General features: G+C 72.6%; 15 protein-coding genes. 5 read left to right on the plus strand and 10 right to left on the minus strand.

Annotated features, from left to right (window positions below; genetic code table 11):
• The first annotated feature begins 39 nt into the window (after positions 1 to 39).
• Positions 40 to 1,854 (plus strand): LCP family protein, encoded by a 1,815-nt coding sequence (locus ACGFZP_RS08665; protein WP_392930015.1) that lies wholly within the window; start codon positions 40 to 42, stop codon positions 1,852 to 1,854.
• A gap of 39 nt (positions 1,855 to 1,893) precedes the next feature.
• On the opposite strand, the gene ACGFZP_RS08670 is transcribed toward ACGFZP_RS08665, so the two are convergent.
• Positions 1,894 to 2,661, minus strand: coding sequence for a sporulation protein (locus tag ACGFZP_RS08670; RefSeq protein ID WP_392930017.1), 768 nt, complete (start codon positions 2,659 to 2,661; stop codon positions 1,894 to 1,896).
• A gap of 162 nt (positions 2,662 to 2,823) precedes the next feature.
• Between ACGFZP_RS08670 and ACGFZP_RS08675 the strand changes: the two genes are divergently transcribed.
• Together ACGFZP_RS08675 and ACGFZP_RS08680 are read left to right on the plus strand one after the other, a co-directional pair.
• Positions 2,824 to 3,555, plus strand: coding sequence for a FadR/GntR family transcriptional regulator (locus ACGFZP_RS08675; protein WP_392930019.1), 732 nt, complete (start codon positions 2,824 to 2,826; stop codon positions 3,553 to 3,555).
• A gap of 58 nt (positions 3,556 to 3,613) precedes the next feature.
• The gene (locus ACGFZP_RS08680) at positions 3,614 to 4,885 is read left to right on the plus strand and encodes a CynX/NimT family MFS transporter (protein WP_392930022.1); all 1,272 of its coding nucleotides are present in this window, start codon (positions 3,614 to 3,616) and stop codon (positions 4,883 to 4,885) included.
• Between the two features lie 53 nt (positions 4,886 to 4,938).
• Here ACGFZP_RS08680 and ACGFZP_RS08685 read toward each other — a convergent pair whose 3' ends face one another.
• From ACGFZP_RS08685 to ACGFZP_RS08720, 8 genes are all read right to left on the minus strand, one after another.
• The gene (locus ACGFZP_RS08685; protein WP_392930024.1) at positions 4,939 to 5,655 is read right to left on the minus strand and encodes an ABC transporter permease; all 717 of its coding nucleotides are present in this window, start codon (positions 5,653 to 5,655) and stop codon (positions 4,939 to 4,941) included.
• Positions 5,656 to 5,690: 35 nt separating this feature from the next.
• A complete protein-coding gene (locus tag ACGFZP_RS08690) occupies positions 5,691 to 6,608 on the minus strand; it encodes an ABC transporter ATP-binding protein (RefSeq protein WP_392930027.1) in 918 nt (305 codons plus the stop codon).
• 25 nt (positions 6,609 to 6,633) lie between these two features.
• Complete coding sequence (locus ACGFZP_RS08695) at positions 6,634 to 7,536, minus strand: ABC-2 transporter permease (RefSeq protein WP_392930029.1); 903 nt, start codon at positions 7,534 to 7,536, stop codon at positions 6,634 to 6,636.
• A complete protein-coding gene (locus ACGFZP_RS08700; protein WP_392930031.1) occupies positions 7,520 to 8,527 on the minus strand; it encodes an ABC transporter ATP-binding protein in 1,008 nt (335 codons plus the stop codon). Before ACGFZP_RS08700 ends, ACGFZP_RS08695 begins: the two co-directional genes overlap by 17 nt.
• A 299-nt stretch (positions 8,528 to 8,826) precedes the next feature.
• A complete protein-coding gene (locus ACGFZP_RS08705; RefSeq protein WP_392930033.1) occupies positions 8,827 to 9,435 on the minus strand; it encodes a hypothetical protein in 609 nt (202 codons plus the stop codon).
• Between the two features lie 162 nt (positions 9,436 to 9,597).
• Positions 9,598 to 10,341, minus strand: coding sequence for a hypothetical protein (locus ACGFZP_RS08710; RefSeq protein WP_392930035.1), 744 nt, complete (start codon positions 10,339 to 10,341; stop codon positions 9,598 to 9,600).
• A 94-nt stretch (positions 10,342 to 10,435) separates the two neighbouring features.
• Complete coding sequence (locus ACGFZP_RS08715; protein ID WP_392930036.1) at positions 10,436 to 11,293, minus strand: hypothetical protein; 858 nt, start codon at positions 11,291 to 11,293, stop codon at positions 10,436 to 10,438.
• The gene (locus tag ACGFZP_RS08720) at positions 11,290 to 11,835 is read right to left on the minus strand and encodes an RNA polymerase sigma factor (RefSeq protein ID WP_392930038.1); all 546 of its coding nucleotides are present in this window, start codon (positions 11,833 to 11,835) and stop codon (positions 11,290 to 11,292) included. Before ACGFZP_RS08720 ends, ACGFZP_RS08715 begins: the two co-directional genes overlap by 4 nt.
• An 83-nt stretch (positions 11,836 to 11,918) precedes the next feature.
• Between ACGFZP_RS08720 and ACGFZP_RS08725 the strand changes: the two genes are divergently transcribed.
• Both ACGFZP_RS08725 and ACGFZP_RS08730 read left to right on the plus strand, forming a co-directional pair.
• A complete protein-coding gene (locus ACGFZP_RS08725; protein ID WP_392930040.1) occupies positions 11,919 to 12,830 on the plus strand; it encodes a serine/threonine-protein kinase in 912 nt (303 codons plus the stop codon).
• Between the two features lie 151 nt (positions 12,831 to 12,981).
• Positions 12,982 to 13,869, plus strand: coding sequence for an LLM class flavin-dependent oxidoreductase (locus ACGFZP_RS08730; protein ID WP_392930042.1), 888 nt, complete (start codon positions 12,982 to 12,984; stop codon positions 13,867 to 13,869).
• Positions 13,870 to 14,084: 215 nt separating this feature from the next.
• Here ACGFZP_RS08730 and ACGFZP_RS08735 read toward each other — a convergent pair whose 3' ends face one another.
• The gene (locus ACGFZP_RS08735; RefSeq protein WP_392930044.1) at positions 14,085 to 15,275 is read right to left on the minus strand and encodes an acyltransferase family protein; all 1,191 of its coding nucleotides are present in this window, start codon (positions 15,273 to 15,275) and stop codon (positions 14,085 to 14,087) included.
• Between the last annotated feature and the right edge of the window lie 463 nt (positions 15,276 to 15,738).

Raw genomic sequence — 15,738 nt, forward strand, 5'->3', positions numbered from 1 at the left:
GCGCACAGGATTGCCGCTTCGCCGCTGAGAGGTACGCGCATGTCAGGCCAGTGGGACGAGACACCGTCGGGAGCGGACGGACGGCGGCGCGCCAGCGGCGGCGGCCCTCGCAGCGGCGGTTCGCACGGAGGGTCACCGGGCACCGGCGGCTCGCGCGGCGGGGTGCGGACCGAGCCCGCGGCCGACGGCGCCGACGGCCGCGTCCCCGCGCCCCGGCCGGGCGGCCGGGCCGAGGCCCGGCGGGCGGCCCAGGGCAAGGGCGCCGCGGCCAAGGGCTCGACCGCGGGCCGGGGTGCGGCCGGCAAGGAGGGCGCGACGGCGACGGGCGGCCGCGCGGCCGCGCGCAACAGCCGCAAGCCCAAACGGAACGTCAAGAAGATCGCGGCCTGGTCGGTGGCCGGCGTCCTGGTGGTGCTGGCGGGCACCGGCGGCGCGATCTACTACAAGCTGAACGGCAACATCAAGTCCTTCGACGCGGACGCGATCGCCACCGACCGGCCGCCGGAGGCGGTCGCCGACGCCAACGGCAACAAGCCGGTCAACGTCCTGCTGATCGGCTCCGACTCGCGGGCCGGCAACAACAGCGACCTCGGCGGCGGCAACGAGGGCGGGGCCCGCTCCGACACCACGATCCTGTTGCACGTCTACGCGGACCACAAGCACGCCGTGGGCATCTCGATCCCCCGCGACGCGCTGGTGACCATCCCCGCGTGCAAGCTGCCGAACGGGAAGTGGACCAAGGAGTCCCCCGGGCAGATGTTCAACTCGGCGTTCTCGGTGGGCAACACCGAGACCGGCAACCCGGCCTGCACGCAGAACACGGTGGAGAAGCTCACCGGCATCCGGGTCGACCACACCATAGAAGTGAACTTCGAGGGGTTCGCGGCGATGACGGAGGCCGTCGGCGGCGTCGACGTCTGCCTGCCGAACGACATCTACGAGGGGCACCTCAACCCCAACCTGGGCAAGAAGGGCAAGGTCGTCCTGCCCAAGGGGAAGCAGAAGCTCGCCGGCCAGAAGGCGCTGGACTACGTCCGGCTGCGGCACGGCATCGGCGACGAGTCCGACGTCGGCCGGATGAAGCGCCAGCAGGCCTTCCTGGCCTCGCTGATGGCCAAGGTGAAGGGTGAGGGCCTGAGCCCGACCACGCTGCTGCCGCTCGCCGATGCGGCCACCAAGTCGATGACCGTCGACCCCGGCCTGGACTCCGCCAAGAAGCTGATGGACTTCGCGCTGTCGATGAAGAACATCGACCTGCACGACGTCAAGTTCCTGACCACGCCGTGGCGCTACAACGGCCCCCGGATCGACCTGGTCCACCCGGCCGTCGACAACCTCTGGAAGACCCTGCTGGCCGACCGCACCATCGAGGGCGAGGACGCCACGGGCAAGCAGGAGGACGCCCCGCAGACCCCGGCGCCCGCCGAGACCACCCCGCCCGCGCCGCCCTCGCCGACCGCGGTGGAGGGCCCGCCGGTGAAGGTCGCCGTCTACAACGGCACCACCGTCACCGGGCTGGCCGCCAAGGCCGCCGAGACGCTCAAGACCAACAAGATCACCGTCACCGGCACCACCACCGCCAAGAACACCGCCAAGGCGACCACCACGGTGGAGTACGGCTCCGGCCAGAAGGCCAACGCGGAGAAGATCGCGGCGCTGTTCCCCGGCGCCGTCCTGACGCCGACCTCGGCGGCCGGGATCAGCCTGGTGCTCGGCAAGGACTACGCCGCCGCCAACGCCACCACGGCCGCCGCGCCCGGCACGCCCGCCGCCCCGGCCCCGCTGCCCACCGAGGTGGTCAACGAGGCCCGCTCGGCCGACGACGACATCTGCAGCAACGTCTCCTACGGATAGCCGCCGCCGGCCGCCCGTGCGCCGGGTGGCGGACGGGGGTCAGAGCGCCGCGCGGATCCAGCCGTCGACCAGGGCCGTGAGGTCCTGGTCGGCCTGGCCGTGCTCGACCACGTGGGTGCGGATCACGTCGCCGCCGCCGTGGCCGAACAGGCCGCCGCGCTTGTCCGCCTCCAGCACCACCTCGACCCGGTGCGAGGTGGTCACGAAGCTGACCTCCAGCGAGTTGCAGGAGTGCGCGTACTGCGGCGCCGAGGAGAACTCGATCTCCTGGTAGAACGGCAGCGTCTGACCGGTGCCGCGGATGCGCCCGGCCTCCAGGTCGGCGGAGCGGAACCGGAAGCCCAGCTGCAGCAGGGTGTCCAGGATCCGGCGCTGCACCGGCAGCGGCTCGACCTCCAGCGGGTCGGAGTCGCCCTTGTCGAGCGCGCCGGCGATGTCCACCTCGGTGCGCACACCGAGCTGCATCCCGTTCAGGCGCTGCCCGGCGACGACGGTGACCGGCGTCTCCCACGGCACGTCGACGGCGAACGGGATCGAGCGGTTCTCCCCCGGCGCCAGCACCAGCGGCGCGGTGACGGAGAAGCGCGCGAACGGGTAGAGACCGGTGCTCTCCCCCTCCTCGTGCTCGATCTCCACCCGGGCGACCAGCGTCAGCGTGATCCCCCGGATGTCGGCCTCGACGGTGCCGCCGGTCACCTCGACCGTCCCGTGCAGCGTGCCGCCGGGCTGCACCACCGGCGTGGACAGGACGGTGTCGACGCCGGGACCGCCGACGCCCAGGGCACCGAGCAGCTTCTTGAACACCATGCGGGCGCTCTCCTTGCAAATAGGGGTGGACCGAAGTCGTCCGGAGCAACGCGAGGCCGGCCCGGACGGTTCCCATGGTGTTCATCCGCCAGTTGTAGGATGACCGGGCAAGCGGTTGTAGGATGACCGATGACCGGCCCAGAGCACTCGGGAGGAGCCGCTGTGACCAGCACCAACGACAACCTGCAGGCCGCCGGCCGGCGCTCCCTGGTGGACACCGCCATCGACCAGCTGCGCGAGCAGCTCGCCGCCGGCGCCTGGCCGGTCGGCTCGCGGATCCCCACCGAGCACGAGCTGGCCGAGCGCCTCCAGGTCGGACGCAACACCGTGCGGGAGGCGATCCGGGTGCTGGTGCACGCCGGCATGCTGGTCTCCCGGCAGGGCGAGGGCACCTTCGTCCGCAGCACCAGCGACCCGGCCTCCGTCCTGCGCGGGGTCCAGCGATCCGGCATCCGGGACGTCCTGGAGGTCCGCGCCGCGCTGGAGGCCGAAGGGGCCCGGCTGGCGGCGCTGCGGCACACGCCCGAGGACATCCGCCGGATGCGGGCCGCACTGGCCCGCGAGGCCGAGGTGATCGCGGCACACCCCGAGCGGGCCGGCCGCGAGGCGACCGTCGAGCACGACCTGGAGTTCCACACCGCCGTGGTCGAGGCCGCGCACAACCCAGCCCTGGCCGAGGTGTACCGATACTTCGGCGCCTCGGTGCGCGAGTCGATGCGGACGGCCTTCGGCGACCACGAGATGCCCGAGGTGGTCGTGGCCACCCACGAGGCACTGGTGGACGCGATCGAGCGCGGCGACCCGGACCGCGCCGAGGCGGCGTGTCGCGCGCTGCTCGCCGAGCCGACCGCGGCCGTCGAGCAGCTCCTCGCGGCCATCGCGGCCCGGAAGTAAGCGGCACCCGCCCCTTCCGCGCCCGTCTCCCCGTCCTCACGAAAGAGCAGCACGACCCATGGCAGTCACCCGTGCCCCGCAGCCGGTTGTCACCACTCCCACGCTCCCCGTCCGCGCCCGGCTGGCCCACCCCGCCCTGCTGCTGACCGGCATCCTGCTGGTCGCCCTGAACATGCGCGCCTGCCTCGCGGCGATCTCGCCGATGGTCGGCGAGATCCAGCGGACCTTCGGCCTGTCCGCCACCGCGAGCGGTCTGATCACCACCGTGCCGGTGCTCTTCCAGGGCGTCGGCGCCCCGCTCACCCCCCGGCTGACCAGGCGGTTCGGCACCGAGCGGGTGGTGCTCGGCGCGGTGCTGGTACTCGGCGCAGGCGTCCTGCTGCGGGTGCTGCCCTCGGTGGCGGCGCTGTACGCGGGCTGCGTGGTGATCGGCGTGGCCATCGCCGTCCTGAACGTCTCGATGCCGGGCCTGGTCAAGCGGGAGTTCCCGGCCAGGGCCGCGGCCATGACCGGCGTCTACTCGACCACCATGCTGGTCGGCGCCACCCTCGCGGCCGGCACCTCGGTGCCGCTGGAACACGCCCTCGGCGGCGGCTGGCAGGCCTCGCTCGGCGCCTGGTCGCTGCTGGCGCTGGTCGCCGCGGTGGCCTGGCTGCCGCAGGTGCTGCGGGCCCGCCGGCAGCGGGCCGCGGTGCCGGGCGCGGCAACGGCTGCGGCGACGGCTTCGGTGTCGGCGCCCCGGACCGCCGACGCCCCGGCCCAGGGGATCTGGCGCTCGCCGCTGGCCTGGCAGATCAGCCTCTTCATGGGCGTCTCGTCGCTGCTGGTCTACATCCTGGTCGCCTGGATGCCGACCATCCTGGCCGACCACGGCATGGACCGCGGCGAGGCCGGCCTGGTCTTCGCCTTCTCCAACCTGGTGCAGGTCGCCGGGGCCTTCATCGTCCCGCTGATGGCCGGCCGGATGACCAACCAGCGGGCGCTGGCCGTCGTGATGGCCGCGCTGAGCGGGCTGGGCATCGCCATCCTGCTGATCTCACCGGTGCCCGGCGCCTGGGTCGCGGCCACCATCCTGGGCATCGCCCAGGGCGGGTCGCTGGGCCTCGGCCTCGCCTTCATCGTGCTGCGCACCGACACCGCCGCCGGTGCCGCCCGGCTGGGCGGGATGTCGCAGGCGGTCGGCTACCTGGTGGCGGCGGCCGGACCGGTCGGCGCCGGGGCGCTGCGGCAGCTGACCGGCGGCTGGGACACCGTGCTGGTGCTGATGCTGGTGCTGACCGCCGTGGTCGCCGCGGCCGGCTGGGGCGCGGGCCGCGACCGGACGCTCTGACCCGGCTGCGGGGCCGGGCCTGAGCTGCGGGCCCGTGCCCCGGACCGCCGGGTCTACTCGTCGGCGGCCAGGGTCAGTCCGGCCAGCTTCACCGAGGCCAGCACCGTCGCCGCCACGGTGAGCACCAGCAGCAGCGGCACGGCCACCCCGAGCGAGACCCCCGCGGTGATGGCGCCGTCCCCGGCCACCGCCTGGCCGACCGACAGGCCCCACTGCTGCACGCTCAGCGTCCTGGCGCCCTTCACGAAGTTGCCGATCAGGGACTCCCAGATCAGCGCGTAGCCCAGGCCCGCCACCACCGCGTGCCGGGTGGCCACGCCGAGCAGCAGGAACAGCGCGCTGTACACCGCACCGGCCACCAGGGTGGCGGCGGTGTAGCCGAGCGCCAGGTTGTCCTTGGTGCCGTACAGCAGCAGCCCGGAGAGCAGGGTGGGGACGGCCGCGAACACCCAGGTGGTGCCGACGGCCACCACCAGCTTGGTGGTGATGATCTTCCAGCGGGGCAGCGGCTTGGCGAGCAGGTAGACGATCGAGCCGTCGTCGATCTCGGTGGCGATGGCGCCGGTGCCGACGACCAGGCCGAGGATCGGCAGCAGGGTGCCGAGGCCCAGCTGGCCGAGGATCTTGACGGTCAGGTCGTGCTTGTCCCCGCTGGATCCGCTGGCGATCGCCGAGACGAACAGCAGCAGGGCGGGGACCACCAGCAGCAGGATGCCGCGGCGGCGGCCCAGCAGGCCGCGCAGCGTCAGCCTGGCGACGGTCGGGTTCATGGTGTGGTCGGCCTTCCTGGGTCCGGTTGAGGCGTTCAGGCGGAGACGAGGTAGGAGAAGACGCTCTCCAGGGACTCGTCCGCCGGTGCGACGGTGTACAGCCGGATGCCGGCCTGCTGGGCGACCTTCGGCAGCAGGGTGGTGAAGCCCTGGAAGTTCACCGCCTGGATGCGCAGCGCCTTGTCCTGCAGGTCCAGCTCGATGCCGGCCGTCGACGGGTCCGCGATCAGCGCGGCCGCCAGCCGGCGGTCGTCGCTGGAGCGGACCAGGTAGCGGTGCGGGCGGTCGGTCATCAGCCGGCGGATCTTCCGGAAGTCCCCGGAGGCGGCGTGCCGGCCGGCCACCACGACCTCGATGTGCCGGGCCAGCTGCTCGACCTCCTCCAGGATGTGCGAGGAGAACAGCACCGTCCGGCCGTCCGCGCCGAAGCGGCGCAGCAGGTCCATCAGCTGGAGCCGCTGACGCGGGTCCATGCCGTTGAAGGGCTCGTCGAGCAGCAGCACCGCGGGCTCGTGGACGAGCGCGGAGGCCATCTTGACGCGCTGCTTCATGCCCTTGGAGTACGTGCCGGTCTTCCGGTCCTGGGCGTACTCCATCTCGACCAGGCCCAGCGCCCGCTTGGCGGCGGCGCCCGGGTCGGCGAGTCCGTGCAGTTCGGCGTTGGCGAGCACGAACTCCCAGCCGGTCAGGTAGTCGTACATCGACTCGCGCTCGGGCACCAGCCCGATCTGCCGGTACACCCCCTGGTTGCGCCAGATCGGCACGCCGTCCAGGGTGACCGCCCCGGTGGAGGGGGCGAGGAAGCCGCTCATCATGTGGATGAGCGTGGACTTTCCGGCGCCGTTGGGGCCCAGCAGGCCGGTGACGCCGGGGCCGATCGCCATGCTGATGTCGTTGACGGCGACCACGTTGCCGAACCAGCGGGAGACCTTGTCGATGGTGATGGTGGCCATGACGCCCTCTCAGATACTCGGGAGATCAGATGCTGCGGTAGCGGCGCAGCAGCAGGCCGTACGAGCCGGCCGTGATCGCGGCGGCGACGGTGAGGAAGACGGCCGCGCCGAGCGCGCCGGGGGCGTGCATCCGGCCGGGGTCGGACCCGAGGTCGAACAGCTGGTTCGCCAGGCTCGCGACCAGTTGGTTCGGCGAGAGCATCGCGGCCCACTGGGCGGAGTCCGGCACGGTGTCGGACACTCCGGCGCTGGTGCCGGCGATGATCGCGACCAGGGTGGTGCTGATCACCAGGTAGCCCATGATCGCGGCCACCCCGAAGCCCCGGCGCGGGGTGCTCGCCGCGATCACCAGCGCGACGGAGGTCGGCACCAGGGCGTACAGCACGGCGGTGACCAGGCCGTAGAGGAGCTGCGCGGTGTTGTGCCCGAAGTCCAGCCCGCCGAGCAGCGCGCCGATGTACAGGACCATCAGCGGGGCCGTCATCAGCAGCAGCTGGGCGCAGGCCATCGCGGCGAACTTGGCCCGGACGTAGTCGCCGCGGGTGATCGGGCGGGAGAAGTACAGCGGGACGGTGTTGTGGCGGAGGTCCCGGGAGAGCAGCACCGGCGCCTGGGCGGCCAGGAAGATCGAGATGACCAGACCGACGGTGGAGAGGTAGCCCGGGAACTCGATCGGGAGCTCCTTGCGCCCGGTGGCGAGCGCGAAGGCGACGATGATCACGGCGGGCGCGGTGACCGCGCCGAGCACCAGCATCGGCAGCACCTTGGACTTGCCGGAGCGCCCGAGCCCGTACGCGGCGCGCAGGCTCTGGGTGAACAGCGAGCGGGTCGCGTAGGCCCGGCCGAGGCGGGGGCCCGCGTAGCCGCGGTAGCCGATGTCGTGGATGACGCCGGTGTCGGTCGACCTGGTCTCAGGAGGCAGCGACATCTGCGGTACCTCCCTGCGGTGCGCCGGTGGCGGGGTCGGTGAAGAGCTCGGCGACCCGGTGGCGGCGCTGTTCCAGCCGAACCAGTCCGAGGCCGAGGCCCGCGACGGTGTCGCGGATGGTGTCGTAGGTGTCGTCCCCGTCGATCCGGACCAGCAGGATCCGCGAGCCGTCCATCTGGACCGACAGCCCGGCGGCGGCCATCCGCTCGCGCACCGCGGCGGCGGAGTCGGCGGGGTCGGCGGGGCCTGCGGAGTCCACGGGGTCGGCGGAGCCTGCCGACGGGAAGTCCGTCACCTCGACGGCCAGCACCGCGGTCGCCTCGGTGAAGGAGGCGGTGGAGGAGGAGCGCAGCAGCTTGCCGCCGTCGATGACCACCAGGTGGTCACAGGTGCGCTCCAGCTCGCCGAGCAGGTGGGTGGTGACCAGCACCGAGATCCCGAAGTCGGAGTAGACCCGGCGGATCAGCGCCAGCATGTCGTCCCGGCCGACCGGGTCGAGCCCGTTGGTCGGCTCGTCCAGCAGCACCAGCTTGGGGTCGTGCACCAGCGCCTGGGCCAGCTTGACCCGCTGCTTCATGCCGGTGGAGTACCCGCCCATCGGCCGGTAGCGCTCCTCGTACAGCCCGACGTGCCGCAGCGTGTCGGCCGTCCGCTCGCGCGCGGCGGCGGCCGGCAGACCGGCCATCCGGGCCATGTGCACCACGAACTCCGTCGCCGAGACGTCCGGCGGCAGGCAGTCGTGCTCCGGCATGTACCCGACCCGCTCGCGGATCTCCGACCCCTGCGTGGCGATGTCCAGGCCGAGGACCTGCCCGGTGCCGGAGGTCGCCGGGGCGAGCCCCAGCAGGATCTTGATGAGTGTGGACTTGCCCGCCCCGTTCGCCCCCACCAGGCCGACCACCCCGGGCTGCACCTCTACGGTGAGCTGATCGAGGGCGGTGACCCGGGGGAACCTCTTGGTGAGGCCGTCCGTCTTGATGACAGTGGACACGGGTCTCAACCTAGTGTCCGCACCCCTCCATGGGGATGGGCTGGATTGACGAACCGCGCATGATGCTGCGGTATGACGTCTCCCCGCCGTCCCCTAGGGGACGGGCCCGGCCGCCCCGAGCCGGGCGGGCCGCACACGGGCGACGACCCGGGGCGGGATCCGCTGTCGGCCACTTCCCACCCAATGATCAATCAGTCAATCGGACACACCGTGACCGAACCGCAACGGGCGGACGGGCCGTCATTCCGGCCCGCCCGCCCCGCGTTCACGCACCCGTTACCCCCGGGCGTTCACCCTGTTCAGGAGTGGGCGCGCTCGGTCAGCTCGACGACCTTGCCGGAGGCGTCGATCGCGACCTTGTAGTCGCCGCCCGAGCAGGGGTAGAAGCCCTTGGTGCTGGTGGGGTCGGCGAGGCACTCGTTGATGTGCTTCACCAGGTCGGCGCCGTTGACGTCCTTCGGCTTCGCCAGCACCGAGTTCAGGTGGCCCTTGACGGTGGGCGCGAAGGGGGCCGTCTTGTCGGCGCCGACGGGCTCGAAGACCACGTCGTTGACGCCGCACGCCGTCTTGGTGTCCTTGTAGACCAGGGTGGTCGCCGTGGTGCCCTTCGCCGGGTAGATCCACTTCTGGCCGGCGGGCAGCGGCGGGGCGTCGCAGAACCCCTCCGGCTCGCTCGGATCCGCCGACGGCTTGCCGCTCGCCGCCGGACCGGTGCTCTTGCCGCCGGCCGGGGCGGTCGCGGCCGGGGTGGTCGCAGCCGGCGCAGCCGGGGTGGTCGCAGCCGGCGCGGCCGGCGTGTTGGCGGAACCACCGGCCTGGTCGGACGAGTCGTCCGGCCCACAGGCGGCGAGGCCGAACAGGGCGGTGGCGACCAGGCCGGCGCCGAGCAGTCTCCGGTAAACAGGCATGACGAAGGAACCCCCGTGTGACAAACGATCAGATGATGGCGTGCGGCGGACAGAGTAGCGCCTTCCGCCGACACCGCCCCGCGCTCACCCCGGCCGCGCCAAACCCTCGACGGCGGTCCGCTCGAACACCGCCAGGCCGTCCGGGCGGAGCGGGGCCGCCGTTCAGGAGCGGAGGCGGTTCAGTGCTGCGGTAGCGATGCCTTCGACAGCGGTCGGGACGTCGGCGGGCCGGGCGGTGAGCTCGACGATGGCGACCCTGGTGCCGCTGCGCAGGACCGCGACCCCGCCGCCGGCGGTGCCGTCGCCGTTGTAGGCCGGGTACCAGCGTGCGGTGCCGCCGGCGGCGGTCAGGGTGTGGGCCGCGCCGTAGTGCCAGTGGCCGGCGGGCTCGTCCTGGCAGTCCTGGACGAGCGCGACGAGCTGCTTCTCCCAGGTGTCGGCCGCGGCCCCGGTGGGGGCGCTCGCAGCCGACTCGTTCAGTAGGCCCTCGGTCGCGAAGGTCCAGGTCACGGACGCGTACCCGGTGGCCTTGCCCTTGGTCAGGCCGTACATCGTCTCCTCGCCGGAGCAGGCGGACAGCCCCTGGCGTCCGGTCAGCGCCACGGTCGCGCCGACCGGGTTCAGGCCCTGCCGGAGGTAGTCCTCGCTCTGGACGAGGCCGGCGGACCCGAGTCCGGGCGCGGTGGCCGCGACCGCAGCCGGCTGGGCCTCGGTGACCGGCTGAGCGGCGGTGACCGGCTGGGCGGCGGCCGCGGTGCGGTGCGCGGCGTCGGGCGCGGCCCCGCCGGCGGTGGCCGACTGGGTGCCGACGACGCCGACCGTGATCAGTGCGGCGGCGAAACAGGCCGCGGTGGCGACCCGGTTGCGGCGAACGGACTTCTGCCGGACGGCCTGGTTCTCGGTCATCTGGTCCCCCTGCTGGTCGGGACGCCTGCTGCGTCCTCGTACAACCGGGGAGATGCCGCCGGAGAAGGGAAAGTTGGAGCCCTGAACGGCTGTTTCACAGCTGTGACAGAGCGGTCCTGACGACGCGGTCCATCGCGGCCGTCCCCAGGCAGGCGTCGACCTCCAGCACCCCGTAGTGGGTGCCGCTGCGCAGCACGGCGATGCCCCCGCAGGGCTCCTTGCCCTCGGGCGCCGTACCGGTGGTGTTGAGGGTTCCCTGGTAGGCGCCCATCCAGCTCGCGGTGACGTCCGGGGCGAGCCGCACCGTCGTGGTCCTTCCGTAGACCCAGTGCCCCGGCACCGCCTCCTGGCAGGGCACCTCCTCCAGCAGCAGGCGGTCGGCGAAGTTCTGCGCCAGGGAGGGGCTCCGGGTCTCGGCGACGACCTCGCGGGCGACCTGGTCGACGTGGGTGGCGGCCAGCGTGGGGTCGTCCGGGGAGGTGCGGGTGCCGGTCATCAGTCCGCGGAAGTGGGCACCGGGCCCGCCCAGGGTCTGGGTGAGGGTCTTCTCGCCGGAGCAGGCCGCGTTGGCGTAAGCCCCGTCGCCGTACCGGTCGGTGACGCGGATCCGACCGGTGACGAGGTCCGGTCCGAACGCCGCGGGTCCCAGCAGGTTCGCGGCCGTCACCGGCCCGGTCGCACCGGTCACACCGGTCGGCGAGGCGGAGCCGGAGGCCGAGGACTCGGGCGTCGGGACGGCCACGCCGGGCGTCGCGGGAGCGGACGCGCCTTGGGACGACTCGCCGACCGCCCCACCCGACCGCGCTGCCGGGTGCGCGGTGGCGCCGGGGGGCGGTGGCAGGACGAATCGGCCGGTCGCCAGCCCGAGCACGACCGCGGCCACCAGGGCGGCGACGGCGGACCGGGGCCGGACGACGGCGCGGCCGCCGCCCGCCACGGGAGCGTCGTTCACGGACTGGTGACCAGGTGCTCGCGCAGGAAGCGGCGGGCCTGGTGGATACGGTCCTTGACCGTGCCCAACGGAACGTCCAGCTCCGCTGCCACCTGGGCGTAGGTCAGGTCGCCGAGGTCGCGCAGCACGAAGGCCTCCACCAGGGCGGGGTGCTTCCGCTCCAGCGCGGCCAGCGCCTCCATCAGGTCGAGCCTGGTCCCGGCGATGACGCTGGTGGTGCGCGGGTCGACGGACTCGGGGAGGTCGGCGTGGCTGTCCTCGGCGCGCCGACGCATCGAGCGGTAGGTGGACCGGGCGGCGTTCGAGGCGATCACCGTCACCCAGCCCAGGAAGGAGCCGTGGCCGCCGTACGCGCCCAGATGCGTGCTGATGGACAGCAGCGCGTCCTGCGCGGCCTCCTCCGCGTCGGCGTGGTGGGGCAGGAGGCGCGAGCAGCGGCGCAGCACCACCGGCCGCAGCTTGGCCAGCAGGTACTCCGTCGACCCCGGCTCCCCCGCCTGAGCAGCCGCCACGAGCAGCTCCAGCTCGCCTTCCTCGAACACCCGGACCCCCGTTTCGTCCCGCCTGGCATCCCCCGCCGAACGGGAGTTCCGCACTCCCCCCGACTCCGGCAGAATGCTGCCACATGCGCAAGCTCGGCCGTTACCTCCTTCTGGAGCGGCTCGGAGCCGGCTCCTTCGCGACGGTCTGGAAGGCCTACGACCCGGAGCTCGACACCGAGGTCGCGGTGAAGGTGCTGGCCGAGAACTGGGCCGCCAACGCGGATGTGCGCGAGCGGTTCCTGGCGGAGGCGAGGCTGCTGCGCCGGATCGCCAGTCCGCGGGTGGTCCGGGTGCACGACGTCGGGGTGCAGGAGGACCGGCCCTACTTCGTCATGGACCACGTACGCGGCGGCACCCTGGCGGACCGGGTCGGGCAGTGCGACCCGCAGGAGGCGCTGCGGCTGGCCGCGGAGGCGGGCTACGCGGTCCAGGTCCTGCACGAGGCGGGCGTGGTGCACCGCGACGTCAAGCCGTCCAACCTGCTGCTCGCCGCCGGCCCTGCGCCCGCCGCGGTGCTGGTGGCGGACCTGGGCAGCGCCAAGCAACTGGCCGACGCGTCCGGGCTTACGGTGACCACGGGCACGCCCGCGTACATGGCACCGGAACAGGCCTTCCAGACCGGCGGGTTCGACGGAAGGGCCGATGTGTACGCGTTGGCCGTCGTGGCCTACGAGCTGCTGACCGGGCAGAAGCCGTTCGGCCCGGGCGGACGCGCCACAGCCCTGATGACCGACCCGCAGGCCTCCTCGACGCTTCCCGCGCTCCCGGCCGGAGTGGAGCTCCCACCGAACGTCGCCGTGCTGCTGCGGGCCGGGATGTCCGTCGACCCGGCGGACCGCCCCCCGACCGCCCAGGCCTTCGCAGACGCGCTGCTGGCCCCGGTCCCGCAGCCGCCGCCCCCGGCAGGCCCCGGGTGGCTGACCCCGCGCGCGGTCTGGCTGGCGTCGGGCACGGTGTTCACGGCGACGACCCTGCTGAGCTGGCTGAAGCGTTGAATCCGCGTCGACGATGACGACGGTCCACCCACCGGCGCCCTGACTGTTGCGGATCCCGCCGGCCAGGGCCCGGCACCGGCTTCATTCCGGGGCGAAGGGGTCGTCAAGTCAGAGGGCGCCGGTCGCTGACGGCTACCGTAAGGTCGCTGGCATGCGACTGAGTACGGTGATCCTCCCCATCCACCGGTGGGCCGAGGGGCAGAAGATCTGGCGGCGGGCCGAGGACCTCGGGTTCCACGCCGCGTACACCTATGACCACCTGTCCTGGCGGTCGTTCCGGGACGAGCCGTGGTTCGGCTCGGTACCGACGCTCACGGCGGCGGCCACCGCCACCGAGCGGATCAGGCTCGGAACCCTCGTGACATCGCCGAACTTCCGCCACCCGGTGACGCTGGCGAAGGAGCTGATCACGCTGGACGACGTGTCCGGCGGACGCCTGACGCTGGGCATCGGGGCCGGCGGGGTCGGGTTCGACGCGACGGCGATGGGGCAGGAGGCGTGGTCGCCGCGGGAGCGGGCGGACCGGCTCGGGGAGTTCCTGCCGCTGCTGGACGAGCTGCTGAGGACCGACTCCACGACCCGCGAGGGCACGTACTACTCGGCGGTCGAGGCGCGGAACATCCCCGGCTGCGTGCAGACGCCGCGGGTGCCGTTCTACGTGGCGGCGACCGGTCCGCGCGGGCTGCGGCTGGCGGCGGAGTACGGGCAGGGCTGGGTGACGTACGGGGACCCGCGCGGGCCGGCGGACGTACCGGTGGAGCAGGCACCCGGGGTGATCGCCCAGCAGATCGAGAAGCTCACGGCCGCCTGCGAGGCGACCGGCCGCGATGTCGGCGAGCTGGAGAAGGTGCTGCTCCAGGGCTCGACGGCGGAGAAGCCGCTGGAGTCGCTGGATGCGTTCGTGGACTGGGCGGGCCGCTACCAGGAGCTGGGCATCACCGAGCTGGTGATCCACTGGCCGGTGCCGGACTCGATCTTCGCGAACGACCTCGCGGTCTTCGAGAAGATCGCCACCGAGGGCCTGGCACAGCTCCGCTGAGAGTCACCGCCGGAGCGGACCGTCCCACCCAGGTGCGCTCCGGCGGCCTCCGCCGAGGCACACGGAGCACGGCGACGTGACGATCGTGACGAGCGACCCCGGGACCTGCGCCGGCTGTGTCACCGCCGCATCGCGGTCGAGACGATCTGGCGCGAACCGCCCTGACCGGTAGTCGTCGACCACTTCATCCTGCGGGTCCGACCGCGGCCGGGGGGTCAGGTGGGGTTGGCGGGGGATGGGCGGGTCAGGTGGCGGAGGAGGCGGGTGGCGGGGCGTTCGACCAGGCGGTGGACCAGCCAGGCGGCGAGGAGCATGGCGGCGGTCACCGAGAGCAGGGTCGTCCAGGCGCCGAGGGTCTCGTTCCAGCGCCAGATGTAGCGGACGCCGACGGACTGGTGGACGAGGTAGAGCGGGTAGGAGATCGCGCCCGCCACGGGCAGCCAGCGCCACTGGACGCGGTCCAGTTTGCCGAGGGCGACGAGGGCCATCAGGCCGTACATCGCGGTGACGGCGGTCAGGCAGATCTTCCAGTTGATGCCGTGGCCCTCGTGGGCCATGATCGCCGGCAGGTTGTGCTGGATGAGCAGCCAGGAGAGGGCGAGCAGGCCGAGCGTCTCGCCGGTGAACCGGCCCTGGCGGCGGACCAGGTAGAAGGCGGTGCCCGCGATGAAGAAGGGCGCCCAGAGCGGGGCGGAGAGCACGTCGAGCAGCGGGATCCCGGAGATCGGCGCCAGCACGGAGGCGAGCGCCCAGATCCAGCAGAAGTTGGCGACCCTGCGGTAGCCGGTGCCGAGCGCCACGACCGCGGTGAAGATGATGTAGAACCGCAGCTCGACCCAGAGGGTCCAGTAGACGTTGTCCACCGGGGCCGTCTTCAGCGGCTCCTGGAGCATCGTCAGGTTGGTCAGCATCTGGCCGACGGTGATCCGCGGCTCGTTCGGGGTGTGCGGTCCGAAGCGGGCGACGACGGTCCCGAGGACGACCGCGAACCAGTAGACCGGGAACAGCCGCAGTATTCGGCCCCGCCAGAAGTCCTGGACGGACTTGCCCCAGCTGGACATGCAGATCACGAAGCCGCTGATCATGAAGAAGAAGACCACCCCGAGCCAGCCGAACTCGGCGATCCGGTGCAGGGTGGGGAAGAGGTCCACCGCCGTCCGCTGCCAGGGGATCTCGCCCGATCCGGCCAGGTAGTGGAAGAGCAGCACCGCCAGCGCCGCGACCAGCCGCAGTCCGTCGAGCACCAGGATGCGCGGCGCCCGGGGCGCCGCGGGCCCGCCGGTCCGGGGCTGGGAGCCGCCGTGGGAGTCCGCCCCGGAACGGCGGTGCCGGGCCGGGACCGCGGCGGACGGCGCCTCCGGCGTCGCCGGGGTGCGTTCCCCGGCGAGGGCGAGCTTCTCTGTCATCGTGGCCTTCGGGATGGTCCGCGCTACCTCCGGCACCGGAATGTGTCGGAACGACGGTCGAGCGCCGCGATCCTAGCGGCGCTGCGTGTACATCCGAAGGAATTTTCTAATGACGATCAGATTGCCTGGTTATGGGTGAGGTCGGGTGCGCTGGGCGGGAATCGGAAACGGGTCCCGGGGGGCGGCGCGGCGGGCGATCTCGGCGAGGGTGCCGGCGATGATGTCGCCGATCAGGACCGGGTCGCGCGGGTCTCGTGAATCACGGAGGTCGTCCGGGTCGGTCGGTGGGCGCTCGTCTCGAAGCTGGCGAGTTGGCATGGCTCTTCCTGCCGACGGGGTGGCCGAGAACAGTTCTGCCCCGGAGGTGGGGGCAGAACACCCCGGGTGGGGGTGAATCGGCTGGAAACCTCGTACCGAGGGCCGAAACAGACGGGGGGTGGATACGGGTTGGGGGTATTGTCTG

This window comes from Kitasatospora sp. NPDC048239, assembly GCF_043202015.1.
In the GTDB taxonomy this organism is placed as follows: Bacteria; Actinomycetota; Actinomycetes; order Streptomycetales; family Streptomycetaceae; genus Kitasatospora.

What these genes read in the sequence shown, in the direction of transcription:
- ACGFZP_RS08665 (WP_392930015.1), top strand. Translation starts at nt 40, where the DNA reads ATGTCAGGCCAGTGGGACGAGACACCGTCGGGAGCGGACGGACGGCGG.
- ACGFZP_RS08670 (WP_392930017.1), bottom strand. Translation starts at nt 2,661, where the DNA reads ATGGTGTTCAAGAAGCTGCTCGGTGCCCTGGGCGTCGGCGGTCCCGGC.
- ACGFZP_RS08680 (WP_392930022.1), top strand. Translation starts at nt 3,614, where the DNA reads ATGGCAGTCACCCGTGCCCCGCAGCCGGTTGTCACCACTCCCACGCTC.
- ACGFZP_RS08685 (WP_392930024.1), bottom strand. Translation starts at nt 5,655, where the DNA reads ATGAACCCGACCGTCGCCAGGCTGACGCTGCGCGGCCTGCTGGGCCGC.
- ACGFZP_RS08690 (WP_392930027.1), bottom strand. Translation starts at nt 6,608, where the DNA reads ATGGCCACCATCACCATCGACAAGGTCTCCCGCTGGTTCGGCAACGTG.
- ACGFZP_RS08695 (WP_392930029.1), bottom strand. Translation starts at nt 7,536, where the DNA reads ATGTCGCTGCCTCCTGAGACCAGGTCGACCGACACCGGCGTCATCCAC.
- ACGFZP_RS08705 (WP_392930033.1), bottom strand. Translation starts at nt 9,435, where the DNA reads ATGCCTGTTTACCGGAGACTGCTCGGCGCCGGCCTGGTCGCCACCGCC.
- ACGFZP_RS08710 (WP_392930035.1), bottom strand. Translation starts at nt 10,341, where the DNA reads ATGACCGAGAACCAGGCCGTCCGGCAGAAGTCCGTTCGCCGCAACCGG.
- ACGFZP_RS08725 (WP_392930040.1), top strand. Translation starts at nt 11,919, where the DNA reads ATGCGCAAGCTCGGCCGTTACCTCCTTCTGGAGCGGCTCGGAGCCGGC.
- ACGFZP_RS08730 (WP_392930042.1), top strand. Translation starts at nt 12,982, where the DNA reads ATGCGACTGAGTACGGTGATCCTCCCCATCCACCGGTGGGCCGAGGGG.
- ACGFZP_RS08735 (WP_392930044.1), bottom strand. Translation starts at nt 15,275, where the DNA reads ATGACAGAGAAGCTCGCCCTCGCCGGGGAACGCACCCCGGCGACGCCG.